The organism is Streptomyces sp. NPDC091377, from assembly GCF_044757045.1.
Classification (GTDB): domain Bacteria; phylum Actinomycetota; class Actinomycetes; order Streptomycetales; family Streptomycetaceae; genus Streptomyces.
Genome location: NZ_JBIVUE010000006.1, coordinates 212,251 through 237,747 on the forward strand (window position 1 = coordinate 212,251; position 25,497 = coordinate 237,747).

20 protein-coding genes, 1 tRNA gene and 3 pseudogenes are annotated in these 25,497 nt (G+C 68.5%); 13 read left to right on the top strand and 11 right to left on the bottom strand.

The features are described from left to right. The first annotated feature begins 145 nt into the window (after positions 1–145). Positions 146–307: a hypothetical protein gene (locus ACIQNG_RS15715; protein WP_401485389.1), complete on the top strand. Its 162-nt coding sequence runs from the start codon at positions 146–148 to the stop codon at positions 305–307. Beyond that, positions 304–990 (top strand): DUF6415 family natural product biosynthesis protein, encoded by a 687-nt coding sequence (locus tag ACIQNG_RS15720; RefSeq protein ID WP_401485392.1) that lies wholly within the window; start codon positions 304–306, stop codon positions 988–990. Before ACIQNG_RS15715 ends, ACIQNG_RS15720 begins: the two co-directional genes overlap by 4 nt. Positions 991–1,225: 235 nt before the next feature. Here ACIQNG_RS15720 and ACIQNG_RS15725 read toward each other — a convergent pair whose 3' ends face one another. Continuing rightward, on the bottom strand, positions 1,226–1,438 hold the full coding sequence (locus ACIQNG_RS15725; RefSeq protein ID WP_401485394.1) for a helix-turn-helix domain-containing protein: 213 nt from the start codon (positions 1,436–1,438) through the stop codon (positions 1,226–1,228). Between the two features lie 526 nt (positions 1,439–1,964). After that, positions 1,965–2,126 carry a hypothetical protein gene (locus tag ACIQNG_RS15730; RefSeq protein WP_401485397.1) on the bottom strand — a complete coding sequence of 54 codons (162 nt, stop codon included), beginning with the start codon at positions 2,124–2,126 and terminating at the stop codon, positions 1,965–1,967. 213 nt (positions 2,127–2,339) lie between these two features. Between ACIQNG_RS15730 and ACIQNG_RS15735 the strand changes: the two genes are divergently transcribed. Together ACIQNG_RS15735 and ACIQNG_RS15740 are read left to right on the top strand one after the other, a co-directional pair. Further along, positions 2,340–3,680: a WD40 repeat domain-containing protein gene (locus tag ACIQNG_RS15735; protein WP_401485399.1), complete on the top strand. Its 1,341-nt coding sequence runs from the start codon at positions 2,340–2,342 to the stop codon at positions 3,678–3,680. A 232-nt stretch (positions 3,681–3,912) separates the two neighbouring features. Next, complete coding sequence (locus tag ACIQNG_RS15740) at positions 3,913–5,466, top strand: hypothetical protein (protein WP_401485401.1); 1,554 nt, start codon at positions 3,913–3,915, stop codon at positions 5,464–5,466. 287 nt (positions 5,467–5,753) lie between these two features. Here the strand turns inward: ACIQNG_RS15740 and ACIQNG_RS15745 are convergent, their stop codons facing one another. The 3 genes from ACIQNG_RS15745 to ACIQNG_RS15755 all read right to left on the bottom strand — a co-directional run bounded on the left by ACIQNG_RS15745 (position 5,754) and on the right by ACIQNG_RS15755 (position 9,410). Continuing rightward, a complete protein-coding gene (locus tag ACIQNG_RS15745; protein WP_401485403.1) occupies positions 5,754–6,770 on the bottom strand; it encodes a Shedu anti-phage system protein SduA domain-containing protein in 1,017 nt (338 codons plus the stop codon). A gap of 820 nt (positions 6,771–7,590) precedes the next feature. Next, entirely contained in the window at positions 7,591–8,130 is a 540-nt protein-coding gene (locus ACIQNG_RS15750) for a GNAT family N-acetyltransferase (protein ID WP_401485405.1), read from the bottom strand. Then, entirely contained in the window at positions 8,127–9,410 is a 1,284-nt protein-coding gene (locus ACIQNG_RS15755) for an XRE family transcriptional regulator (RefSeq protein WP_401485407.1), read from the bottom strand. The genes ACIQNG_RS15750 and ACIQNG_RS15755 overlap by 4 nt, the downstream gene beginning before the upstream one ends. Positions 9,411–9,640: 230 nt before the next feature. Between ACIQNG_RS15755 and ACIQNG_RS15760 the strand changes: the two are divergent. The 6 genes and pseudogenes from ACIQNG_RS15760 to ACIQNG_RS15785 form a co-directional block, all read left to right on the top strand. Next, positions 9,641–10,081: pseudogene (locus tag ACIQNG_RS15760) on the top strand (ATP-binding protein); the annotation flags it as partial. 60 nt (positions 10,082–10,141) lie between these two features. After that, on the top strand, positions 10,142–10,321 hold the full coding sequence (locus tag ACIQNG_RS15765; RefSeq protein ID WP_361964527.1) for an FxLD family lanthipeptide: 180 nt from the start codon (positions 10,142–10,144) through the stop codon (positions 10,319–10,321). Positions 10,322–10,400: 79 nt separating this feature from the next. Next, positions 10,401–13,460 (top strand): lantibiotic dehydratase, encoded by a 3,060-nt coding sequence (locus ACIQNG_RS15770; RefSeq protein WP_401485409.1) that lies wholly within the window; start codon positions 10,401–10,403, stop codon positions 13,458–13,460. Further along, positions 13,457–14,683, top strand: coding sequence for a lanthionine synthetase C family protein (locus ACIQNG_RS15775; protein WP_401485410.1), 1,227 nt, complete (start codon positions 13,457–13,459; stop codon positions 14,681–14,683). Before ACIQNG_RS15770 ends, ACIQNG_RS15775 begins: the two co-directional genes overlap by 4 nt. Positions 14,684–14,707: 24 nt before the next feature. Beyond that, a complete protein-coding gene (gene fxlM / locus ACIQNG_RS15780; protein WP_401485412.1) occupies positions 14,708–16,789 on the top strand; it encodes a methyltransferase, FxLD system in 2,082 nt (693 codons plus the stop codon). Between the two features lie 87 nt (positions 16,790–16,876). Beyond that, a pseudogene (locus ACIQNG_RS15785) lies at positions 16,877–17,977 on the top strand (hypothetical protein). Between the two features lie 103 nt (positions 17,978–18,080). Here ACIQNG_RS15785 and ACIQNG_RS15790 read toward each other — a convergent pair. Next, a pseudogene (locus ACIQNG_RS15790) lies at positions 18,081–18,513 on the bottom strand (mobilization protein); the annotation flags it as partial. On the opposite strand from ACIQNG_RS15790, the gene ACIQNG_RS15795 reads away from it, so the two are divergent. Further along, a complete protein-coding gene (locus tag ACIQNG_RS15795) occupies positions 18,398–18,679 on the top strand; it encodes a hypothetical protein (protein ID WP_401485732.1) in 282 nt (93 codons plus the stop codon). The pseudogene ACIQNG_RS15790 and the gene ACIQNG_RS15795 overlap by 116 nt on opposite strands. Positions 18,680–18,726: 47 nt before the next feature. Here the strand turns inward: ACIQNG_RS15795 and ACIQNG_RS15800 are convergent. From ACIQNG_RS15800 to ACIQNG_RS15810, 3 genes are all read right to left on the bottom strand, one after another. Further along, positions 18,727–18,799 (bottom strand) — tRNA-Arg (locus tag ACIQNG_RS15800). A 198-nt stretch (positions 18,800–18,997) separates the two neighbouring features. Next, on the bottom strand, positions 18,998–20,239 hold the full coding sequence (locus ACIQNG_RS15805; RefSeq protein ID WP_401485414.1) for an SLC13 family permease: 1,242 nt from the start codon (positions 20,237–20,239) through the stop codon (positions 18,998–19,000). Next, positions 20,224–21,618 (bottom strand): CaiB/BaiF CoA transferase family protein, encoded by a 1,395-nt coding sequence (locus ACIQNG_RS15810; protein ID WP_401485416.1) that lies wholly within the window; start codon positions 21,616–21,618, stop codon positions 20,224–20,226. Before ACIQNG_RS15810 ends, ACIQNG_RS15805 begins: the two co-directional genes overlap by 16 nt. Positions 21,619–21,816: 198 nt before the next feature. On the opposite strand from ACIQNG_RS15810, the gene ACIQNG_RS15815 reads away from it, so the two are divergent. After that, positions 21,817–22,389: a MaoC family dehydratase gene (locus ACIQNG_RS15815; protein WP_401428614.1), complete on the top strand. Its 573-nt coding sequence runs from the start codon at positions 21,817–21,819 to the stop codon at positions 22,387–22,389. A 45-nt stretch (positions 22,390–22,434) separates the two neighbouring features. On the opposite strand, the gene ACIQNG_RS15820 is transcribed toward ACIQNG_RS15815, so the two are convergent. Together ACIQNG_RS15820 and ACIQNG_RS15825 are read right to left on the bottom strand one after the other, a co-directional pair. Next, positions 22,435–23,265, bottom strand: coding sequence for an HpcH/HpaI aldolase/citrate lyase family protein (locus ACIQNG_RS15820; protein WP_401485418.1), 831 nt, complete (start codon positions 23,263–23,265; stop codon positions 22,435–22,437). 406 nt (positions 23,266–23,671) lie between these two features. Continuing rightward, positions 23,672–24,565 (bottom strand): LysR family transcriptional regulator, encoded by an 894-nt coding sequence (locus ACIQNG_RS15825; RefSeq protein WP_401428618.1) that lies wholly within the window; start codon positions 24,563–24,565, stop codon positions 23,672–23,674. A 235-nt stretch (positions 24,566–24,800) separates the two neighbouring features. Here ACIQNG_RS15825 and ACIQNG_RS15830 point away from each other — a divergent pair, with 235 nt between their 5' ends. Beyond that, positions 24,801–25,439: a LysE family translocator gene (locus ACIQNG_RS15830; RefSeq protein ID WP_401428620.1), complete on the top strand. Its 639-nt coding sequence runs from the start codon at positions 24,801–24,803 to the stop codon at positions 25,437–25,439. The last annotated feature ends 58 nt before the right edge of the window (positions 25,440–25,497 follow it).

The following is a 25,497-nucleotide window of genomic DNA, read 5'->3' on the forward strand; positions in this document are numbered from 1 at the left end:
ACCCTCCTGAGAAAAAACAAGGGAAGCAAGGTACGGGGCGAGAAAAATCAAGAAAGGCGCCTGGTTGCTTCCAAGTGTCGCTCCCTAGCGTCCGGTTCATGGCCCAGAACTTCCGGCACTTGACGCCGTAGACCCCTTCACCGCCGTGGAGTCCCTCCGGGCCGCACTCGACCAGGTCGGCATAGTGCTGCCGTCCCTCGCCGTCACCCCGGGCGCACCGAGCCCCGCGCTCGTCAACCTGGGCCGCGTCAGGGCGGATGTCGCCGTGCGACTGGCACACGCACTCCAGCGAGGAGCCCCCGTATGAGCGTCCTGATCCGGAACATCTCGCCCGCGGCCGTCGAACTGCTTGCCCTCCCTGCGCTCGACGCGCTCACGGCGGACCAGGCCCGCGGCGCGGTCTGCGTCTGGGACGGCGACGAGGAACCGCTGGCAGGCGACTGCGCCGTCGACCTCGGCGAGCGGGTCACCGGCGTCCACTGGTTCCCCCGCGCCTGCCGCACACACACCGGGGACCGCGCGCACCGAGCACTGCTGGACCACGTCCCCGTCTGCGAGGAGTGCACGGAGCGGAAGGCCATGTGCGACATCGGCCGCGCGCTCTACCGGCTCGCCACACGTCGAGCCGTGAGCGGCGCGCTCGACCTCGACGCGATGCGCGACGCCGCCCGACGGATCCTCGGTGGGCAGATGGGCATGGTCACCGACGACGAGCTGGAGCTGATCACCAGCCGCCTGCGAGGCCACCTCATGCTCGCCATCCCCGCCGTCCAGGAGGCGACGACCAAGCACCCCGAGGGCGACATCCCCAGCGCCTGCGCCCTCGTCGGCGTCCAGGACGCACGGCAGCGGCTCGACAAAGAGCCCGCCGCGACCCGGACCGCGGGCCTCGCGCACGTACAGCTTCTCGCCCGCTCGGTGATGGCCCTGTGCGACCACTACGAGTCCCTGACCGGCCAAGTGACGGAACGTGAACTGCGCTCGATGTGACCGGCCGCTGATCCCGGCGATCGCCGAGGTGATCATGAATCCGGGGGCGAGCGGGCCCGGCGCCGACATCCACGTGTGTCGCGAGCTGTGCCCGAGAAGTCGCCGACAGAGCGCGCCCGTCCATGAACCTGTAGCAGCCCTGGACGGCTCGCCCCCGCGCCCGACCTCGGCCGCGTCATGACCCACCGTCCGCTCCTCGCGGCCGGATTCACCAGCGGTCCCGGCCGGGGGCCGCTTACCGAACCGGATCGGCCGGCGGCACGCCATTCGCATCCGCGATACGGATCAGAGTGTCAAGGAGGGGACTGGAGTGGCCCTGCTCGATGCGGCTGTACGTCGCGATGTCGATCCCAGACCGGCCGCACACATCTGACCGGCTGGAGCTTGTGATGCTCGCGTCCTCGCACCCTCTTGATTTCGAATGTATGTGCGTCTCAAGATAGGACACAAGATTGAGGTCATGACTCCGGATGTATCGGTTCGTAGGTCAGGCGATCTGAAACCCGTAGACATGCCGACCACCCCGACGGAACGCCCCCTTGTGGGCGGTCCGGCACACCCGACCCTCGCCCTGCGTTCACCTCACCTGCCAAAGCAGCATGATCGTTTAGGGGATATTTGGGAGATCAACTCCGGCAGTGAGGCCGTATTCACCCTGTGGGCAAGGTGTAGCCAGGGTGGGAAGGCGGGGAAAGAGAGAAGCCCCGGACCCTCCCTGACCTGGGAGTTCCGGGGCCTCTGCCCTGATCAACGCTGTGCCCCCGGCAGGATTCGAACCTGCGACACCCGCTTTAGGAGTGGGATTGGATCCTTGCCGGGGGGGGGCTCGACCCTGCTTCGCAGTGCTGTTTCCCCTGTTCAGTAGCGCGCAACCGTGTAGTCGATCCCTCGTAAGACGCCTTGTGTCGCGCAGTCCGCTCACGCATCGCGCACGCATGAAGGCCGTGTCCTGGAAGCCAGCCGCTCTTTGTCTCCTACTGGATGAGGGCATGCAGGACGGGTACGGAAGCCCCGACACTGGTCAGTCCGGCCAGAGCGGCACCAGCGGGCTGAGTGCCGCAGAGGAGGGCGAGGCCGCCGGTGACTACGCCGATGACTACGGATGCCAGGAGGATGAGCGCGGTGCGTACGGTCATGAAGTGACCAGGCTCTGAGTGTGGAGGCGGGGGAGAAACTTGAGGGTCCTGAGAGTGCGTCATGCATCCCATGGCAACAGTGCCTAGCCCGTAGACCTGTAGACCTGCATTGCACGAACGAAGTTGTGATGCCGCCGAAGTTTCGGCGGATTTCGGCGCGGCACGGACTGAGGTCCCCTAGCGTAGGCGCCAGACGCAACAGGGGGTGGACAGATGAGCGCGCCGAACAAGACCGAATTTTCGGTCGGGCTTGACCGGCTAGCTGAGGAGCTACGGCAACTGCGAGCCGATCGCGGGGGCCCCACGCTCAACATGATCGTGTCCCGCGCGGCTGCTATGCCGGGTGCAAGTCCCTTATCAGTCTCCGCCCTCAGTGAGGCATTCAACGGCAAGCGGCTCCAGCGGCTGGACACCCTGATGTCTCTGGTGCGCACGTTGCTCTCGTACGACGAGGACGGCAAGCGCTGTCTCGTGGCACGCGGAACTCCCGAGATGGGGGTGTGGCGCGAACGGTGGCGAGACCTGGACCATATGCGGTCGCAGCGCAGCAGTACAGGTGTAGGTATCTCGGAGCGCGCCCCAGTGCGAGCCGTAAGTCCGCTGGCCCTCCAGGCGCTTGCGGACGACCTAGAATGCGGATACGTCGTAGCTCTGAGGCATGTTCAGGGCCCTGCCGATGAGTACGACGCATTGGCCTTCTCACCCGATAGGCAGTACCTGGCCCTGGGCGGCTGCGACGGGGTCATATATCTGCAAGATCCCATGGGTAACGCTGTCACGAACCCCCTCGCCGGACACCGCGACATCGTTCGTGACCTGACCTTCTCGTCCGATGGGCGGCTTCTTGCTTCGTCGGCTGATGATGGAACAGTGTGGCTGTGGGACGTGACTTTCCGCGTCCCTGTGGGGGGAAGCCTGCCTGACAGTGAGGGGATCCTCGACAGTCTGGCGTTTTCCCCCGACGGAAGCCTATCGGCGGCAGCCGGATTCGTAGGGTGTGTGTACCTGTGGGACACCGCTACACGCGAGATGATCAGGACTCTGGATGTGGGGCAAACCCGGGTCGACGGGCTTACGTTTTCCCCCGATGGCTCCATGCTGGCCGTTGCCGGATACGACGGGATAACGCAGCTGTGGTCACCCGCCACATGGGAGGTGACCGGATGCATAAGCGTTGGGAAATGTTGTGGTATTGCGTTCGCGCCTGACGGTAAACTGTTGGCCTCAGCAGGGGGCGATGGATCGGTGCGGTTGTGGGATCCACTTGTCTCGGGAACGGGCAACGCTGTCCGTGATTGCTCGTCTGCTCAGAAAGAAGCCGTGAGCGCAGTGACCTTCTCGCCGGATGGTCAATTCTTGGCCGGTGCAGTGATGGATGGCACAGTGCGCTTATGGAATGTGGCTGACGGCCAGCCACTTCCCGGCTCTCTCGATGCCTCCCTCGGTGAGGCGTACGACGTTGCGTTTTCTCCGGATGGTGGCCTCCTCGCAGCAGTCGGCTATCACGACAGCATTCGTATTTGGATCACGCCTGTTCATCGTGCTGGCGGGTGATATCTGGGCCTGAAGCCCCCTAGCCTCGATCTTTCTTGAGGGTCCACCGAATCCGTCGGTGGACCCTCAAGAAAGATCGAGGCTAACGAATGTGGTGCTGGCAATCTGGTGGTGTCGTACTGCTTGGTGTACGAGGATCACACGGAGACCCAAGGCTGTGGTCTGTGCTTGGGTGCGTCCAGGTATCTGACCGATGCCATGCCGAGGGTTTCGGATGGCGAGGGGGAGAGAAATGAAACCTGCGGAAGAGCTTCTGGAGGAGATTTCCAGAAAGAGGTCCGCACTGCGGCTACACCGTGTGTGGAGTGCAGGAGAGGGGCGCATCTACGCGCTACTGCGAAAGGCGGCCGAGTTGAGAGCCAAGGAGATGGGTGCCGGGATATACACTGATGTTCCCTGGGAGACCCTCTTTGAGTTCGTGATTGAGTGGCATCACCAGTTTCCGCTTGGTGATGGTGACTGTGATGAGGATGCGGCTTTCGAAGTGCTCACCTCCGCTATCGAGTTCTCGCGGTGGGAGCAGATAGAACACAGTATCCGCATGGGTGGTTATTCGGTGAGGCGCAGAGGCAGGGATCTTCGAGTTCGCCACACCTGGGATGTGGCCCTTGAGGCAGCCGACATGTATCTGGAATCACGAGCGCGCCCCAGAGAACTACCACCGTTTTCCGAGGTGGAACGGAGGTGGGCCCGGGCTCGCCCCGTCGAGTCGCGTGAAGGGCCGCCGTTCGAGGTTTTGAAGGCGTCCGCAGATCGGGCAATGGTGTCTATTGACGCCTGGAGGAAGTCTGCGCCGGAAGGATACTTGCCCGATTCCTTCGCCCTCGGCAACGGACTCACTATGGGGGAAGCCACGGTTCTCCTGGCCGGCATCATGGGGCTTGCCGACCTCTGTGAACTTGCGGCACGCTCTGCCGTGAGGCTGGAGAGCACGCTTGCTCATCTGGATCGGCAGGTGATGGTCGATGTCTTGAGCCGGCTGCGCCCCGAAATTTCGACCGCACATATCGACGACCTGCTTGAGCGGTTGACCTATCGGGTGGGCCGTTCGGCCCGGACCGCGCCGCTCGTCGAGAGTCGAGAAAAGATCATTCTTTGTCCTCCTCTCATCACTTCGAGGGCGGTTGATGCCATTGCGCTGAGAACGGCGGCTCAAGATACGAGTCGGTTCGGTCGGGTGGGGCACACCCTGGGGAAACGGGCAAAAGAGTGGGAGGACTGGTTTGCCGCGATTCCGGGGGTAGTGGCACGGAGTGGTGTGAAGGTGCTGCGTTCTGATGGAAAACGCGCGGGCGACCTGGACGTCATAGCTGTCGACGCCGAGAATAAGCTGGGAATCTGCCTCGAAATCAAGTGGCCCATCGACGCTGTCACGCGGCGAGAAGTAGGTAAAGTGGAGAACTGGGTCACCTCTGCCGCAGACCAGCTGGAAAGGGTGCGTGGCGAACTGGAGTCAGGGACTGCCGTGGCCGAACTGTCGGACGGATGGCCCCAGCTGAGTGAGATCGAGATGACCTGGGGCGTGGGCACACCTCAGCAGCTCTGTCTACGGCCGATTTCCGTGCAGGGTATCTACCCGACCTCGTTGCGCTATCTCATTGAGGCCGGAGACCCGCCGTCGCTTCGCAGCGTTGTGGAGATGCTCAAGTGTCCAGATCTGCCGAAGCGGGGCCTGCACTATTCCGAGGAGACGTTCACCTTGAGGTTGGGGCACCATGCCGTCGTGGTTGACACAGTCGGACTCAGGCAGTTCGGATGGCGCCCGAGATTTCCTAACCTCGTATGAGGCATACGTCATCCGAGTGCCTTTCCTTTCACAGGGTGGTCACTTGGTTTACGCGACTCGCATGAAGAGGGCCGCTCCGCGTCCGACCTTGCGGGCAGTCGGAGTGGGATCGAATCCTTGCCAGGTAGTGCTACACCCTACCGCAGGGCACTGTTCTTCCTGATCAGCGCCCTGGGGCGTCGTATCCCATCCAGCTCGTGACGCTGCGCCGGACCGTCCGCTCACGCATCGCGCCCGCACGTGAGGCCGATCAAGAGTCCAGGCTCTTGCGATATACGCGCAGCCCCCTATCGGCCTGAGGCCGTCAGGTTGATTGTCCGCTGCGCGTTCTCGATTAGGCGGCCGTATGTAGTGACGCTCAAACGCGTCAGGTATGAGTTGAAGGTACGAATGGTTTCGTCGATCTCTTGGGGCGATGCATCTGTGGTCACGAATCCGTTGTGCCCGATCACGACCGTCATCGACGCGCGTCGGCAATCGATACCCAAGTCCACTAAGATCTGTGGGCGCTTCTCGTCCAGCTCGCGTAGGTAGTTCATTGCCTGCCCGACCGCTTTGTTGACTTCTGTGCCAACAATCAGGTGGTTCCGCTGGCCGGTGACCAGCCGCTTGATGTTGGCCTTCTTGAGTTCGACGCCGTGCAGGGTGCCGTCTGGCCGGAGCAGAGCCAGGTCCAGCTGGTCTCGCAGGGTGATGTTGCGGCGGACCGTGCCTGGCAGGAACTCGCCCCCGAAGATCCAGGTCATCCGCTCGACGAGTCTCTGCAGGTCGCCTTCGCTGCTTTCGGGGTCCTCGACTGCGGCGCGCAGCTCATCCAGATCAGCCTGCCGTCGAGCGCGTTGAACCAGAGTCGCGAGCAGCTGAGCCTCGTCGAGCTCAACGAGGGACGCGGCGGTTGCTGGCTCGCTTTCCAGAACGGTAAGGAGCTTGCGGATGGCGGTCGCGGCTGGCTGGTTACCGACAGGTTGCAGCCGAAGGCTGATGCGAGAGACGTTCCGGAACGGGTCTACCTCGTCCGTTGGCATCGAGAAGCCGTTCAGCTGGCGAAGCCGGAAGAGCGGTGCTCGAGTGTCCACTATGTGTGGCTGACGAGCGTAGGAGGGCGTGATATCTCGTTTGCCGGTATCCACCCAGCGCTCCACCGGTGATTCGGGTTCAATCGCGAACTCCCCGAGATAGAGACTCTCGCTGCGGTGCGCGACGAAGACCCTTAGCGGTACCCCGCGCCGCCTGTGCCCGAGCGCGGCCAGGTTGTCGTCCGAGATGGTGTCGGTCCACTGTGACTGTCCGGAAGCAAGCAGCACTGGGCCATCCCATCGAGGGGCAAGTTGGCCTGTTACGGAGCGATCGAGGAAGAGGAATGCGTTGGGAGTCCTCCCACTGGCACCGACAGTGAGTCGCGGGCTGCCTCCGTAGACATCGTGCAGTTCGCTCCGTTTGACGACTGCCCCGGGTGGAATGCTCCAAGTTGTGGGCATGTCATCCGGTGCCTGTACCTCCTCCAAGAGTTGAATCAAATCTCTCCATCGCCTGGCGGCCAGATTGAGCGCAACCAGCTGGCGTCCTATAGTCGCTGACCGCGCCCGCTTCACTACGTGATCAAGGCCCGAAGTCCGGAGTACCGGGGCCGAGACAGGGGCGGCGAACGAGAGCTTGCCGAAGGACAGACGCACTCTCACATGAGGGGGAGCCGATCCCTCGTTGCCCCTCTCTATGAGCCGCGCGAGCGACCAATCAAGCGTCTCGGACCCCACAGGGGTCGTGCTGGCGATCTCCCCCAGCGCCACTACGCCGCCGTCTCGGCCCCTCCGCCACAGTAGGACTGCGTCGCCTTCCTCAACCCCGAGGCGGGTGAGGGTTGAAAGCGACGAATCCCAGCCCCCGGCCGACGGGGAAGATCTGCGGGTCATCTCGTACGCGGACGTCTTGTTCTCGGCGGCTAATAGCCAATACTTCATGGCTCTCCTCCCACGCCTTGAAATACCGCGAACGCACAGCGACTCATTCGTTTGTAGAGAGAGATCGACACCGGCTGTTCTCGTCGGCTGTCCACTTCGAACTGGCTATGTAGCCAACTTCGAGCGGCTGATCCGTTCGCACGCGGCGGGTCACCTTGGGCGCCGGTCAGCGAATGGCGCGGATCATTACGGTGAGGACCGGTGAGGCCGGTGAGGGCTGACTCTGTCCGATGTCCTCGTATCCCCACGACTTGTAGAGCGCGTGGACTTTTCCTTCGCCGGCAGCCGAGTTGACCATGAGCGTCACGTACGGCTCGTTGCGAGTGGCGAGGAGGGCGTCGTGTATGCGGCGGGCGGTGCCAGTCTTCCGCCAGGTCGGCCGGACGCCGATCTCTTTCAAGGCCACGGCCGCACGCTCGGTGTAATTGTCTGCCGGCATCGGGCTGGTGCGCTGCCAGTAGCGGTCGCCATGCTCGATGCTGTTGCTGTAGGCATAGCCGACCGGATGTCCGTCCGCGTACGCGAGGGCGGTCGTGAATCCCGGCTCGGTGCTGTGCCGGTCCAGGCGTTCGCCGAAGGTGGTGACCGCGTAGTTCGGCAGGTGGAGGAGTGGGGCGCGCACGTCGGCGTAGACGTCGAGGAGGTCACCGCGGACGGGGCCGAGGGTGGTGAAGGTTCGCAGCTCGATGGCGGGGGCCGTGGTCATGCGGTGGTCCTCCAGGTGGCGGCGTGTTCGGTCCAGGTCTGCGCGGTGGTGCTGCCGGGGGCGGTGGCGCGGAGGGCGGCGCCGAACTCCTGGAGCATGCGGGCTACCCGGGCGTGGTGGGTGGCGACGTGGGCGGGGACCTTCATCGCGGTGGCCGTGGCGGTGTCCGCGGCGCCCTGTGCGAGCTGGGCGTGGGCGAGGCGGGTCGTGGCGATGGCGCGGGATCTGATCATGTGGGGGCGGAGCGCGGCCAGGCAGCGGTGGGCGTGGTACTCGGCTGTCGGGTAGTCGCCCAGGGCCAGGTTCGCGGAGAGTGCCAGGGAGTCCAGCTCGGCCTGGTCGTAGAAGGCGAGCATCCACACCGGGCGGTAGTCCGTGGGGTCGGAGCGCAGCATGGCTTCCTGCGCCTGGTCGAACGTTCGGCGCATACCGCTGCGGTCCTGGGCCGTGCCCTGGATGGCTCCCTGGCGGGCCAGGCCGAGGGACGCGAACAGGGGGTCGCGCCGGGTGAGGAAGAGGTTGCGGGCCACGTCGTTCGCGGCAAGGGCGTCGGCGGGGCGCCCGAGGTGCCGGTACATGGTTCCCGTGTGGCTCCAGATGCGGAACTTGATCGCTTGGTCCCCGGACATCTCGGCGAGGGTCTGGGCCTCCCGCATGTGGCTCTTCGCGTCGTCGTAGCGCCGACCGTCGATCGCGGCCCACATCGCGGAGGAGCGGAACGCCGCCGCGGAGGCGTACAGGCTGCTGCGTACGCGTTGGGTCGCGCTGCCCGCGTTCTGGAGGTTCAGTGCCTCGTCAGCGAGGGCCGCAGCCCGCTGCTCGATGCCGAGCTGTCCACCATGGCGGTGGTCGCTGGCGACGATCTCGGCGAAGCGCTTCTGGAGTCGGTCGACGTCGCTCATGCCGATCTGGCGTGGCGACGCGGCAGCGGGGGCTGCCGCCGCGACGGCGGCCGTCACGATTCCGCCGACGAGCGTACGGCGCTTCATGTCAGGGGCCTCCTGCTGCGGTGGAACCAGGGTGGACAAGGTCCTGCCCCGTGGAATGAACCCTAAAGCGGTGGCGGGCAGTCCGGCGATGTCCTCAAGCGCCTTGCGGGTGGCCGACTTCGGCCACCTCACACGGCCGGCCTTCCAGCCCCGGACCGATGATCCGTCGAGACCTCCGGGCCTTCCGGTCAACTGCTCTAAGGACCTGTTCACAGCGTCGGCGAGGCTGTTGGAGCTGTAGCCGTGCTCGGCCATCCACGCCTCAAGAACGGTGTTGCGCGTGGCATCCATCCCGGCACGGTAGCGCTCGCGTCGCCCAGCCGTCGGGTAAACGCTGGGTCAAATCGCCCTAGGTCGACCCGTCGAGCGGGTGCCTGATGGCCCTAACCAGCAGGGCGGAAGGCGGGGTTGCCTGGGTGTCGGCCGCCCACCATCCCGGGCGGCGTTGACGGCCCGGTCCGCACGCTCACATCCCGCAAGGGGCGGACCGGGCACCGAGACAAACCGAAGGCTCCATCCCCATGACGAGTCTCAACACACCTGTTCATGCCGCCCGTGTCGGGCGCCCCGTCTACAGCCAGACCATCCCGTGCCAGCCCTCCACCGCTGAGACCGGCCGCAAGCTCGTTCAGCGCGTCCTGGGCGCGTGGTGCCTCGATGAGCTCGCTGATGGTGCCGTGCTGATCGTCACGGAACTGATCGCGAACGCGTCGAAGCACACCTCGTGCCAGGACATCCGCCTGACCGTGGGACGCCCGAGCGCGTCGCGAGTCCGGGTAGGCGTCGTGGACTGGGAACCGGAGCGTCTGCCCGCCGCCGGTCACGCGGATCACGGTGACGAGTCGGGCCGCGGCCTGCTTCTCATCGACGCGGTGTCGGACTGCTGGGGCTATGACCTGTACGGCTCGGACAGGTGCCGATGGGGCAAGGAGGTCTGGGCCGAGCTTCAGCTCACGGGCGACGGATCGAAGACCCGTCGGTCGCATTCATCACTGAACCCACGAAACAAGGAGGTAGTCACCTTGACGCGCAACACTGTCATCCCCAGTCTCACCCAGGTCCGCCCCCAGGCGCCGGAAGCGTCGGACGGCTTCGACCTGGACGTCTCCCTCGTCGAGATCGCCGACCCGGCGGGGCTGGTCAACCTGACCGACGACAACTGCGGCACCACCTGCGGTGCCTGCACCACGAACGTCGCCTGACCTGCCTGTGGTCCCTCCTGGTGCCGCCGCCTCCGTGCGGCGGCACCAGCCGCCCGTTCCGTAACCCACGGAGGAGTCGATGGCCATCCCGACCGCGGCGTACCGCGCCGGGGCAACCGCCCTCGTGCGCGCCGTCGCCCGCCCGTCGTTGTCGGTTCCCCCATGCCCTGAGCTTGACGAGCCCGGCAGCGCGACAGCCCAGGCGACCTGGCTTCGCGCCGTCTGGGCGGACGAGGACTTCGCCGAGTCCTTGCGACACTCCAGCCCGTCCTTGGCCGCGCAGGTGCGGGGAGTGTGCACGAATCGGCGTCCAGCTCCACGTGACCTTCGGCGCACGGCTCAATCCGTGGTCCGCTATCTGCTGCGGGTCCAGCACCGGGCGACTCCGTTCGGTCTGTTCGCCGGGGTGGCCACTGCGAAGTGGGGATCACAGGCGTACGCGGACTGGGGCGAGGGGCATGTCCTCGTCGGCCGGGCCGGAGCGGAATGGCTGGCCGCCGTCGTACAACGACTGGAGTCGTGCCCGCAACTCCTCGACCGGCTACCGGTCATCGCCAACAACACCGCATTCGTACGTGGGGACCGGCTCGTCGTGCCGTTTCAGTCAGATGACCAAGTCGACGGGACCCGGGCGGTCGAGGCGACGCTCGCCCTCACCGCACCTGTACGTGTGGCGCTCGCCGCCACCAAGGCGCCGATCAAGACCAAAGCGCTCCTGAACAAGCTCCGGGCGGAGTTCCCCGACGCCGGGCCCGAGAAGACTCGCCGGCTGCTGGAGGAGCTGATCCGACGACGGGTCCTGATCACCAGCCTGCACGCGCCGAGCACCGAGCCCAACGCCCTCGGGTACCTCGTCGAACAGCTCCAAGCGGTCGAGGCCGAGACCGTCGCCCCGATCTCGACGACCTTGACCGAGCTGCACGCGATCAGGGCGGGCCTGGAGAAGTGCGTCACGCGGGACGAGCGGGACAGAACCGCCGCGCGGATGCGGGAGCTCGTACCGGGCGGGAAGCGCCACCCCATCGCGTTCGACCTGCGGCTGAACGCCCAGCTCGTACTGCCGGAGGCAGTGGCCCGGGAGGTAGAACAGGCCGCGCTCGTCCTGACCCGGTTGAGTGCCCGCCCGTACGGAACAGTCGCGTGGGGCGAGTACCACCAGCGCTTCTACGAGCGGTACGGCATCGGCACGATGGTGCCGATCAAGGAGGTCGTGGCGGACAGCGGCGTCGGCTACCCCGACGGCTATCCAGGTACACCGCGCGGTGCGCGTCGGCCTCGGATCTCCGCCCGGGACGACGTCCTCGTACGCCTGGCGCAGACGGCCGCGCTGGAAGGGCGCGACGAAGTCGTCCTCACCGAGGAACAGATTGCCGCCCTTGATGTGGGGCCGGACGAGCCACGGGTGCCTCCGCATCTGGAGATGGGCGTACGGGTGCACTCGGCTGGCCTGGATGAGCTGCGGCGCGGGCAATTCCGCATGGAGGTCGTGAGCGTGTCACGCGGCGCGGGCGTCTCAACGGGCCGCTTCCTCAGCGTGCTGGAACCCTCAGACCGCGAGGCTCTGAGCGCGGAACTGGCCAATCTGCCCACCGCCGACAGCGACACCGTGCCCGCGCAGCTCTCCTTCCCGCCGCTGCTCCCCGAAAGCGCTCACGTCACCCGGGCGCCCCAGGTCCTGCTTACCGTGATCAGCCTCCAGGAGCACCGTGCCCCGGATACCAACGTGCTCACCCCCGACGACCTCGCGGTCGCGTGCGACGGACGCCGCTTGTACCTGGCAGCCCCAGGGCGAGGCCACCGGGTCGAAGCCGTCGGCATGAACGCCCTCAACCTGCACACGCACACCCCGCCGCTGGCACGGTTTCTCACCGAACTGTCCCGCGCCCAGTGTGCACAGGTCAGCGTCTTCGACTGGGGTGCCGCAGCGGCAATGCCGTTCCTGCCGCGGCTCCGCTACGGGCGTACGGTGCTGGCCCCGGCACGCTGGCGACTGGAGGCATCGGAGCTGTCCGGCTTCGCCCAGTGGGATACAGCTCTGGCCGACTGGCGGGGCCGGCGGCGGTTACCGCGTCAGGTGCACCTCGTGGAAGGCGACCGGCACCTCTTCCTCGACCTTGACGAGGTCGGCCACCAAACGCTGCTCCGCCAGCACCTCGACCGTGTGCCTGTCGCCGTGCTGGTCGAAGCCCCGGAGGAGTACGGCTGGTGCGACGGACGCGCCCACGAGGTCGTGGTGCCCCTCAAGGCGGTACGGCCGACTGCCTGGCCGCCCCTGCCCGCTCCCACTGCGGCTCGCGCCCTCTCACCAGCGCAGATGCAGACCCCTGCCTCCTCGTCCGTGCTCTTGGCGGCCCTGTACGGAGACTCCCGCCGCCAGGACACCTTGCTCGCCCAGCACCTGCCCGAACTGCTGACACGGCTCGGCAACCCACCCTGGTGGTTCATCCGCTTCCGTGACCCGGCCCAGCACCTCCGCGTACGTATCGCCCTCCCCCATCCGGGGGCCTTTGCCGAGACCGCCCGTGCGGTGAGCGAGTGGGGCGACGAGATGCGCAGCGCCGGACTGCTGGCGGACCTCCGATACTCCACCTCGTACCGCGAGATGGGACGCTGGGGTTCCGGAGCGGCGTGGGAGGCCGCCGAGGAGGTGTTCCGCGCCGACTCGCGCGCTGTCGTGGCGCAGCTCGCACAGCGGCAGCGCCCCGGCCAGCGCGCCTTGGTGGCGGCGCACACCGTCTCCATCGCCTCCACTTTCCTCGGCGGCACCGAAGCCGGAATGCGGTGGCTGATCGACCACATCCCTCCGACGGCGCCCGCGTCCGTGCCCCGCAAGCTGTTCACCGAGGCCGTACGACGTGCCGATCCCCGCGACGGCTGGTCCGCATTACGCGGAGTGCCAGGCGGGGAGGCCATCGTGTCGGGATGGGCAGAACGGGACGCGGCACTCGCCGCCTACCGCCCGCACCTGCCCGGTCCGGACACCCAAGGAATCGCCATCGACGATGTCCTGACGTCATTCCTGCATGTCCACTTCGTACGGCACATCGCGGTGAACTTCCCCGAGGAGGAGGTGTGCCTCTACCTGGCACGCGCCGCCGCTCTCGCCTGGACCGCGCGTGCCGAGAGGAGGCCGACATGACCACTCACCCGGCTCTCGACCTGGTCGACGCCGTCGCGTCCCGGCTCGCCGATCCCGAGGTACAGCGGTTCTCCCCCTCGTACCGGCAGCACCTGGCCTACGGCCCTGCTGGCATCGCGCTACTCCACATCGAGCGGGCCGCGCACGGACTCGGACCGTGGCAGCGCGCTCACGACTGGCTCGCCGCCGCCTCCCGCCAGCCTCTCACCAGCGGTCCCGACAGCCACCCCTTCTACGGGACGCCCGCCCTCGCCCACGCGCTGGCCTGCGCGGCGGACCACCTCCCAGGCTCGTACCAACGCGCGCTGAACACGATGGACGACCGAATCGCGATCGACGTCGGACGCCGCCTGAATGCCGCCCACCACCGTATCGACGCCGGGCGTCTGCCACAGCTCGCCGAGTTCGACGCGATCCGAGGGCTGACGGGATACGGCGCCTACCTGCTGCGCCGCGCTCCCGACGGTGCCACGACGCGTGCTGTGCTCGACTACGTCGTACGCCTCACCGAACCGTTGGCCCACCAGGACGAGGCCCTGCCCGGCTGGTGGACCGACACCGGACCCTCGGGCTACCCGGACGACCGCTTCCCCGGCGGCCACGCCAACAACGGCATGGCACACGGCATCGGCGGCGCACTCGCCTTCTTGGCCCTGGCCGCCCGGCACGGCACCATCGCCCACGGGCACCACGCAGCCATACGCACCATCCTGACCTGGCTGGACCGCTGGAAGACCGATCACGGCCAGGCTTGGCCGTACTGGATCACCTGGGACGAACTGCGGACCGGCTGCCGCGCCCCGTCCGCAGTCCAGCGACCCTCGTGGTGCTACGGCACCGCCGGCCTTGCCCGCGCTCAGCAGCTCGCTGCGATCGCCTTCGGCGACATCGACCGTCAGACCCAGGCGGAGAACGCCCTCGCGGCTGCCCTCACCGACGCCGACCAGCTCAAGGCCACGACGGACAAGGGGCTGTGCCACGGCTTCGCGGGGCTTGTCCACATCGCCACCCGGGCAGCCGACGACGCTCACATCTCGACCGCGGCCCGCATCCGCGCCTCGATTCCCGCCCTCCTGGACGCGATTCATTCGGCGGACACCGCATTCAGGAACGGAGACCCCGGCCTGCTCGACGGCGCCGCCGGCACAGCCCTGGCACTCATCGCGCCCAGCACCGCCACCCCACCCCGTTCCGCCTGGGACGCCTGTCTGCTCGTCGCCTGATCCACCGACAGAAGGACCCCCTCCATGCCCTCCGACCGCTGGCAGCAGCACAACATCACCTTCGCCGACCGCTCGGGCGCCCAACGCGTCATCGCCGAATGTCTCGCCCCCGCCCTGACCGCCGCCGAGGCGACCGGGCAGGTCACCGGCTGGTGGTTCATGAACAAACAGCCCTGGCCCCTGCGATACCGCGCCGACGAACCCTCCCCGGTCATTGAGTCGCTGCTGGACGACCTCGTCGGCGAGGGCTGGGTCGCGTCCTGGCTGCCCGGCAGATACGAGCCCGAGGTCGACGCGTTCGGCGGACCGACAGCCATGGAGACCGCCCACCAACTGTTCGCCGATGACTGCCGCCATCTGCTGGCCTACCAGCCCGGCCCGGGGCACCTAGGGCGCCGGGAGACCGTCGTCCTTCTGGTCAGCGCCATGATGCGCGGCGCCGGACTCGACTGGTTCGAGCAGGGGGACGTATGGGCGAAGGTGGCCGCACTCCGGCCGACTACCGATCCGCTGCCGCCCGGACGGGCCACCACCCTGGCTCCCACCATGCGGAAGCTAATGACCGCCGAGGCCCATGACCTCTGCCACCCGGGCGGCCCGCTCCACGGTCACGACGCATGGGTCACCGCGTTCGAACAGGCGGGGGCAGCCCTCGCCGACCTCGCGGGCCACGGCGTTCTCACCCGTGGCCTGCGGGCCGTCATCGCCCACCACACGATCTTCCACGCCAACCGCGCCGGTCTCCTCCGGGACGACCAGAGCGCTCTGTTCAACATCGCACGAGAGGTAGTCATGGGAACCAGTGACAACACCGCATCGCCCAGCGGGTCAGCGGCGGACGCCGCTAGCGTCGGCTCGGTGAACACCGAAACGATCACCACCGACTCGGCGGACGCCGAGCGCCTTCGCAACACCCTGGTCGACCGGATCCAGGCGAACGGTCAAGCCCGCACCCCCGCCGTCGCGAATGCTCTGCGGACCGTTCCCCGCCATGTGTTCGTTCCCGAAGCATCGCTCGAAGACGCCTACGCCAACGCCCCGGTGCACATCAAGTACGACACCGACGGCGCCTCCATCTCGTGCGCCTCCCAGCCGGGGGTCGTCGCCCTCATGCTGGACCAGCTCGATGTACAGCCCGGCGAACGCGTCCTCGAACTCGGTGCAGGCAGCGGCTACAACGCCGCTCTCCTCGCGCACCTGGTGGGCGAGACCGGTCACGTCACCACCCTGGACGTCGACGACGACCTCGTAGAAGGCGCCCGCGCCCATCTCGCCGAGGCCGGGATCACCAACGCCAAGGCCGTGACCAGGGACGGAGCCCTCGGGTACGCGGAGGGAGCACCGTACGACCGGATCATCGCCACCGTCGGCGCGCACGGTGTGCCGCACGCCTGGCTGGAACAGCTCGCCCCCGGCGGACGTCTTCTCGTGCCCCAGCGCCTCAAGGGCAGCGTCGCCCGCTCCATCGCGTACGAACAGCGCGACAGCCGGTGGGTATCCATCGGCAGCGAGATGAACACCTTCATGCCGCTCCGGCGCGGCATCGCCGACGACGACCGCCGTGTCATCCCGCTCAGCGCCGATGGCACCGTTCGGCTCCAGGCCCCCGCCGGCCAGGACATCGATGCCGACGCCCTCGCCCGTGTTCTGGAACAGCCGCGCACCGAGGAGTGGACCGGTATGACGGTCCGCGCCATGGAATCGCCGGAATGGATGGAACTGTTCCTCACCTGCTCCTTGCCGTCCGGCCTGATCCGGATGCTGTTCCCCCAGAACGCCAAGGGCGGGCTGCTCACCGAAGATCCGTACCCCTCATCCACCGCGGCCGTGGAGAAAGGCGCCGTCACCTACCTGGCCCGGCGGCTGCTGAAGAAAAGGACCCCGGAAGGCGGCAAGCTCTGGGAGTTCGGCGTCGTCGGCCATGGTCCCGGCAGCGACGAACTGGCCGCGAAGGTTGCGGACACGATCCGTACTTGGGACCGGAACTATCGCGGCCGTGAGGCCACCTTCGAGATCCAGCCTCTCGACACCGCGCCTGCCGAACAGCGCCCCGGCCTCTTCGCCCTCGACACTCCGCTGAACCGGATCGTCGTCGACTGGCAATGACACCCCACGAATAGCGGAGGGTGCCCGTCGGCATACGACGGGCGGGCACCGCCGCCCCACAGTTCCGACTCACACCCCGGGGGACCCATGGACCCGCACGTTCCCATAGCCCAGCGCTTCCCGCTCGTCGCCCGATTCCGACCCGCCTGCCTGCCCCTGCCCCAACGCGTCCGTGCACTCGTCGACCTGGCCGACACTGCGGTGCGGAAGGCTGACCAGGGACTGGCGTCAGCCATCTACAACCAGGCCGCCCTCATCGCCTCCGACCTGGACCTTCCCGGCCCCGCCCGCGAGATGTGCCATCAGCACGCCGCCGCCTATCTCGACGCCTGCCCGCTGCCCGGAATGAGCGCGATCCGAGGACTCGAACCCGTCGTCAACCTCGCCCGTCTCCAGATCCGCAGTGGCCACCCCGACGAAGCCCGCCAGCGGCTGCTCGACCTCTACGCCGCCGTCGAGACCGGTGCAACCGCTCGGTTCGACGGCGTCGAGGTGCCGGCGGATCTCGCCACGACCGACGCGGACCGCCAAGAGGTTCGTGCGTGGCTCTGGCGCGTGCTCCTCGCCGACGGCACGCGCACCCTCACCACCACCGGACGCTGGGCCGAGGCGCTGAAGCACATCAAGTCCCACCGAGGCGTGGGCAATCGTATGCTCGACGGTCGCCAAGTCGCCGTACTCTCCGCCCTGATCTCTGGCGACACGGCATCGGCAGCAGGGCTCCTCCACGACACCGTGCCCTGCGACCCGTGGGAAGAGACCGTCACGGCTTGCCTGACCGTCCTGCGCCGCCGCGAGGCCCAACAACCCTTCGACGGCCACCTGCTGGAACTGACCTCGGACTACCTTCACCGGCAGGCCGAGCCCGGAATGACTGTTTTCGACATCCGGCTCGGCCTCACCGTCCTCGACTCGATTGGCTCCTCCGACGCACCTGCCGCGCACCGCGTCGTGGAAAACCTCCACCACAGGACGACGGAGGCCGAGGACGGCTACGCCGCCCGCGCGGTCCTGGCCCATCCGCTCTTTCTCACTCTCGCCACAGAGCGAGGGGTCCAGGAGTGCCACGAGCTGGTCAAAGCCTGAGCCCTGGGAGCGGGAACCATCCCGAAAGACCTGCACAGTGCACTGACCGCAGCTCTACGCGCCAGCGACAAGGTGATCCGGGACAGCCTCGCGCATCGGTGATCAGCGTCGACGGCCCTGTGCTGTCGACTGAGGTGGCGTGAACACAGTTGCGCATGTTACGGCGACGGCGGCCGGTCGGCCCTTACTTCGGGCCGACTCTCGACTGCCGAGCTTCTGGCTGGTAGTCGTTCCAGTGACGGGCGGTGCGCAGGTCGCCCCGGACTTTGGTGGCGGCGATGTGGATGTGGTCGGGGGCATGGCGGACGGCGACCCAGCGGCAGCCGTCCGGGTCGCCTTCGGGGGGCGATGTCGGTGGCGTGGACGATGCGGCGGGCGATGTCCGCCCATTCGTCGTCGGTGAGCGTCCGGTCCTCGGGTGTGGCCCGAACGGAGCAGTGCCAGACGTGCTGCTCGGGTGCCTGGCCGAGGCGCCGGGCCTGCTTGACCCTCAGGTCGAGGTCGGCGACGAGGAGCTTGCGGGTGGCGTCGAAGTCGTCGGCGCGGCCGGGGTCGGGGGCGAAGCCGTCCCAGGAGGCGACCAGGTGGGGGTCGGTGTGGTCCTTTGCCTTCTTCGTGTCGAACAGGTACCGGATCAGCCCGGCTGTGCTCTTCCCGCTGCTGATCGACGAGCTGGAGGAGCTTGGCTCGGAGACCGTGCCGGATGGTGTTGATCCGTTGGGAGAAATTTCGGAGATCAACTCTCCGTCCGCTCACGCACCGCTCACGCAAACGGCCCCGGACGACGAGTCCGAGGCCGAATAGAGCCCCCACCTGGGGGAGAAACCCCAGGTCAGAGCCGTAACGCGTTGTGCCCCCGGCAGGATTCGAACCTGCGACACCCGCTTTAGGAGAGCGGTGCTCTATCCCCTGAGCTACGAAGGCCCGAAGGCCGGGATCTGTCGGGGAGAACCTCGTTCGGTTGGTTCCCGGCAGTCTGCGGCAGCGCGGCCGGTAGGGGCTGCGCCATCGCAGACAGTGTAGCGGGTGGCCTGGTAGTGGCAGGTGTCTGCTGGGTGGGGAGGTCTTTGGTGCTGGTCGCGTGGGTGGGAGGGGGGACCGGGGTGTGGTCCGGGGTGGGTGTCAGAGGACCACGAAGGTGAACCAGGCCGCGGCCGGGGCGATCGCGCACACGCCCGTGCCCCAGCGCAGCAGGCCGCGGTAGGTCTGGGGCCGGGTGGATTCCGGGGTGTTGGCGACGACCAGGGCGCCGTTGGTGGAGAAGGGGCTCGCGTCGACCACGGCCGCTGTCGCGGAGAGGGCGATGACCAGGCCCGTGGTGGGGATGGAGCCCGAGGCCAGGAACGGGGCCGCCAGGGGCATCAGGGCGCCCAGGATGCCGGTGGTGGACGCGAAGGCCGACACGATGCCGCCGACGTAGCAGATCAGCAGCGCGGCCAGGAGGGGGGCGCCGACCGCCGCGATCGTTTCGCCGAGGGAGTCCACGATCCCGAGCTTCTGCAGCAGGGCGATGTACGTGACGATCCCGCACACCAGCAGGACCACGGGCCAGGCGATCTCCCTGGACGCCTGCTGGGCCGTGGTGCGGAACACGACGGCCAGGGCCGCGGCCAGGGTGAGGGCGAACAGGCCCGTGTCCAGGGAGAGGACGGTGGTGCCGAGCACCAGGAGCACCATCGCCGTGAGGGTGGCCCCCTGCTCGGCGCCGAGTCGCGGGGCCGCCGGCGTCGCGGTGTCCGGCTCCTTCGGCAGGGCGACCGCGCTCCGGCGTCGGCGGCCGAAGACCAGCCAGGTGATGAAGGCGGCGGCCAGATTGACGGCGAAGGTGCCCCCGAACAGCGCCGCTCCGCCGACGTGCAGCCGATCGGCCGCGAGGGACGCGTTCACGATGCCGCCCAGGATCCCCGTCGGCGCGAAACTGCCCGCGGCGGCCCCGTTGACGGCCATCAGCCCGACGTACAGCGGGCTCATCCCGTTGCGAACGGCGAAGGTGATGCCGATGGGGGCCAGGATCGCGACCGCCGCGGGGGAGGCCGCACCCGTGGCGCACAACAGCGTGGCCAGCAGGAACAGCACCCACGGCACCACCCCGACCCGGTTGCCCGCGGCCCGGACCGCCGCGTGGACCAGCCAGTCCACCGTGCCGTTCGTACGGGCGATGCCGAACAGGAAGGTCACAGCGACCAGCACCACGAACATGTCGGCCGGGAACCCCGCCAGCACCTCCTTCGCGGGATGGCCCAGCCACACCGCACCGAACAGGAACGTCGAGATCAGGGCCAGGATGCCCATGTTGAGGCCGGTGACCGAGGCCAGGACGAAGACGACGGCCAGGACCAGCACACCGATCAGCTCAGTGGACATGGCGCCATCCCTTCAGGGCGGCGCTCGACGGGCGCGTCGATCCAGGCGAGGACGGATTCCGTGTGCTCGCCCAGCGCCGGTACGGGTCGCAGCCGCGCGGGCGGGCGGCCGTGGACCGTGACCGGCGGGACGAGACCCCGCAGCTCCCCGACCGGGCTGTCGAACGAGGCCCACCGGCCCCGGGACCGGAGCTGCGGGTGCTGGCTGAACTCGCTCACGGTGCGCTGCCGCGCGTGCGCGATCCGCGCCTCGTCCAGCCGGTCGACCAGCTCCGCGGCGCTCAGCGCCAGGGTGGTCTCCCGTACGAGGGCGTCGAGTTCGGCCCGGTGGGCGACCCGGTCGGCGTTGCCCTTGAACCGGGGGTCGTCCAGCAGCTCGGGCCTGCGGAGCACGGTCTCGCAGAAGGCGGCCCATTCGTGGGCGTTCTGGAGACCGAGCAGCACGTGGCCGCCGTCCTCGGTCGGGAAGGGACCGTAGGGGGCGATGGTGGCGTGGCTGGCCCCGGTACGGGCGGGCGCCGTGCCACCGTAACGGGTGAAGTACTCGGCATAGCCCATCCATTCGCCGAGCGCTTCGAGCATGGAGATCTCCAGTCGGGTGCCGAGACCGGTACGGGAGCGGTCGAGGAGCGCCGTGAGGATGCCGGAGTAGGCGTACATGCCGGCGCAGATGTCCGCGATGGACAGGCCCACCTTCGACGGGGTCCCGGGCGTGCCGGTAATGGCGAGCAGTCCCGCCTCGGCCTGCACCAGGAGGTCGTACGCCTTGCGGTCGTGGTGGGGGCCGGTGCCGCCGTAGCCCGAGATGTCGCAGGAGATCAGTCCCGGGTGGGTCGGGGCGAGTTGCGCGTGGCCGATGCCGAGGCGGGCGGCGGCTCCGGGGGCCAGGTTCTGTACGAGGATGTCGGCCCGGTCGACCAGCGCGTGCAGCCGCCGGTTGCCCTCGGGGGAGCGCACATCGAGCTGGACGCTCTCCTTCCCGCGGTTGAGCCACACGAAGTGGCTGGACATACCGCGTACGGTGCGGTCGTAGCCCCTGGCCAGATCACCGGTGCCGGGCCTTTCGACCTTGATGACCCGGGCGCCGAGATCGGCGAGCTGACGGGTCGCGAACGGCGCGGCGACCGCCTGTTCCAAGGAGACGACGACCAGGCCGGCAAGTGGACCGTCCACCAGGTCGTCGGCGGGGCCGGTGGCGCGCTCGGTCGTGCGGCCCCGGGTGGGAGCGGCGGCGGCAGCGGGAGCGGCGGTGGGCGCAGCAGCGGGAGCGGTGGCGGGGGCAGCGGTGGAAGTGGCGGCGGGGGCAGCGGTGGAAGCGGTGGCGGGGGCAGTGGTGGGAGCGGCGGGGACGCGGTGGTGCGGGGAATGCGGCTCAGGCATGAAAAACCTCCGGCGGAGTCCGGATCTGATGTGCAGACACTGTCCGCCGCTCGTCAGCCGCTGTGAAATGACGAAATGACCGCCACCTCATGCGTGGCACGCATGACCTGAGACGTGGTCCGGTCATGCGTGTCATGCATGGCGCGAGGCACGTTTCGTCATTTCACAAGCCCGCTCCGGCGTTCCGAAGATGAGGTCATGACGAACGAGAGCCACCGCCGCCCCGCCCCGGAACGCGCCCCCGTGACCGGCTGGCAGGGCCGCTACTTCGAGGACTTCGAGGTCGGGGACGTCTACCGGCACCCCCTCGGCCGGACCGTGCTGGAGACCGACAACGCGTGGATGACCCTGCTCACGCAGAACACCGCGCCCCTGCACTTCGACAGGCACTACTCGGCGCAGACGGTGTGGGGCCGGCCGCTGGTGGACTCCACCTTCACGCTGGCCCTCGTGACCGGGCAGAGCGTCACCGACGTCTCCCAGCACGTGATGGCGAACCTGGGCTGGGACCGGGTACGCCTGCCGAACCCGGTGTTCGAGGGCGACACGATCTACTCGCAGTCGGAGGTGCTGTCCGCCCGCACCTCCTCCAGCAGGCCGGACGTCGGCATCGTCCGCGTCCGCACGATCGGCTTCAACCAGGACGGCGTCGTCGTCATCACCTTCGAGCGGACGCTGATGGTCTACCGGCGAGGTCACGGGCCGTCGTTCGACGCCGTACGGCCCGTGTGGGACGAGCGGTCGAGGGCGGCGGCCGGCCTGGACGGCTGAGCCCTCGCTCGCGTACGGCACCTGCCCGCGAGCACCCGAGTCGCTCTACGTCTCCATGAGCGCCGCGAACTCCAGCAGGTCACGGGCGTGTTCGAGGCGCGGCCGGTCGATCATCTCGCCGTCCACCCGGACGGCGGCACCGTCGCTGTGCGCGGCCTGTTCGAGCACCCGGCGAGCCCAGTCGATGCGCTCGGGCGCGGGACCGTAGGCGGCGTTCACCGGGGCGATCTGCGCGGGATGGACGCACAGTTTGCCGGTGAATCCACCGGCCCGGCTCCCGTCCGCCTCGGCGCGTACCGCGGTCAGGTCGTCCAGGCGCAGGGTGGGGCCGTCGATGGGGCCGCGCAGTCCGGCCGCCCGGCTGGCGATCACCAGCCGGGTACGGGGGTAGGCCCAGGCTTCGGGCGCGTCGCCCATGCCGGTCTCGCGCCCGAAGTCGGCCACGCCGAACGCGAGGGCGAAGGTGGCCGTCTCGCAGGCGATGGCGAAGGCGTTCTCGATGCCGAGCGAGGTCTCCACCAGGGCGACGACCGGCGTTCCCGGCGGCAGCAGGGCGGCCGTCGCGGCGATGTGCTCCGGACGCTCGGCCTTCGGCAGCATCACACCGGCGAGCGCGGGCAGGTCCGCGACCGCGTCCAGATCGTCCCGCCAGTGGTCGCTGGCGCGGTCGTTGATCCTGACCCAGACGGGCAGGTCGCCGGCGTTCCGCCGGGTGAGGTGGTCGCGGGCGAGCGCCTTGCGGCCGGGCGCGACGGCGTCCTCCAGGTCGAGTACGACCGCGTCCGCGCCGGGCCGGTCCCCGCGGGGGTAGCGCTCGGGACGGTCGGCCGGGGTGAACAGCCACGAGCGGGCGTGGCGGGGACCGAGAACCATCATGTCTCCTTGCGGGAGCGGGCGGTGGGGAGGTGATCGGGAGCGGTGACACCCCGCCCGCATACGGCTACGGCCGTCCCCGCGGCCCGGGTGACCAGCGGAAGCGGGGCACGCACCCTCTCGTGCTCATGGCGCCATGCTCGGACCCGTTCTCCCCGCCCGTGAAATGACGCCTCTTCGCCGGGTTCATGCGTGGTGGGCATCGTCCCAGCTCAGAGGTGGTTGGCCGCGCGGTTCGAGCGTTCGAGCGTTCGGGTTGCTTGGGCTGCTTGGGCTGCTTGGGTTGCTTGGGTTGCTTGGGTTGCTTGTGCTGTTCGTGCTGCCTGCGGGCTCAAGGTCGGACTCCCGCTGCCCACGGGCTCAAGCTCGGGCAGGCGCGGGCTCGGGCAGGCGCGGGCTCGGGCGCGGCTCAGGCGCCTGTCTGCCGGGTCGTGGAGCGGACGTAGTCGTAGAACCGTGCCACCACCGCGGCACGTGGGCCGCCCGCCGGGACGATCACCCCGATCGTCCGGAACGCCCCCGGATCCGCCAGCGGTACGGCGACGGCGCGGCCCTCTTGGGCGGACGGGTCGCCGGTGCTGGGCACCACGGCCACTCCCAGCCCGGAGGCCACCAGGCTGCGGAGGGTACTGAGTTCCGAGCACTCCGTGACGATCCGCGGGGTGAAGTCGGCCGCCGCGCACAGTCTGTCCGCGACCTGGCGCAGCCCGAACTCCGGTTGCAGCGCGAGGAAGTCCTCCGTCGCCAGCTCGGCCGCCCGCACCCGGCGGCGGGACGCCAGCCGGTGCCCGGCGGGTACGAGCAGGGACAGCGCCTCGTCCTGGAGCGGCGTCCACCGCAGGTCGTCGTCGGCCGGGCGCGGGCTGGTGACACCCAGGTCCAGTCTGCCCCGGCGCACCCCGTCGACCACGGCGTCCGCGGCGCTGCCCCGCAGCTCGAACGTGGTCGAGGGCGCGATCCCGCGGTAACCGGCGAGGAGTTCGGGGATCAGCCAGGTGCCGTACGAGTGGAGGAAGCCGAGCGCGATGGTCCCGGTGTCGGGATCGACCAGGGTGGCGATGCGCTGCTCCGCGTGGTCGATCTCGCTGATGGCGCGCACGGCGTGGGCGCGGAACAGCTCACCGTACTTGTTGAGCCGCAGCCGGTTCTGCCGGCGGTCGAACAACGGCACACCCACCCGCTTCTCCAGACGCGCGAGGGCACGGGAGAGGGTGGGCTGGGCGATGTTGAGCCGCTCGGCCGCGGAGGTCACGTGTTCCGACTCGGCAAGAGCCACAAACCACTGCAACTCTCTGATCTCCATGGGGCCACCATACGCGCGACGCATGATCCCGCCACGGCAGCCGGGTGACGGGGGCGGGGGCGGGGGCGAGGGCGGGGCCGTACGGGGCCCGCCGTGGCAGCCGGTGACGGGGGCGGGGCCGTACGGGGCCCGCCATGGCAGCCGGTGACGGGGCGGCTGACCGTGCGGGGGCGGGGTGAACGCGTTCGGGAAAAGGGGTGGTACCGGCGGGAGGCGGCGTGTTTGCATGGCCGACATGGTGTCTGCCGAGCGTCTGCTCGCCTTCGGGGCGATGTCGTTCCTGCTGATCGTGGTGCCGGGGCCCAGTGTGCTGTTCGTGATCGGGCGGGCGCTCGCGCAGGGGAAGCGGGCCGCGCTGACGACGGTGGTCGGGAACACCATCGGGGCGTATGTGCTGATCGTCGCCGTCGCCCTCGGGGTGGGGTCGGTCGTGGAGCGCTCCGTGCTGGTGTTCACCCTGCTCAAGCTGGCCGGCGCCGCCTACCTCGTGTATCTCGGGGTCAAGGCGTGGCGGGAGCGCGGCGCGCTCTGGGACGCCGTGCAGGGGAACGGGAGCGTCCAGGGCGGGGTGCGGACCTTCTGGGAAGGGTTCGCCGTGGGGGTCACCAACCCCAAGACCATCGTCTTCTTCGCCGCCGTGCTGCCGCAGTTCGTGGACCGGGGGCAGGGACAGGTCGCCCTGCAGATGCTGGTGCTGGGGCTGGTCTTCAGTATCATCGCCGTCGCCTGCGACACCGTCTGGGGGCTGGTCGCCGCCACCGCCCGCGACTGGTTCGCGCGCTCGCCCCAGCGGCTCTCCGTCGTCGGTGGAGTCGGCGGGCTCACGATGATCGGGCTCGGGGTCACGGTCGCCGCCACCGGGCGCAAGGACTGACGTTCCGCCCGCAGACGCCGGGCGCAAGGACTGACGTTCCGGCCGTGGACGCCGGGCG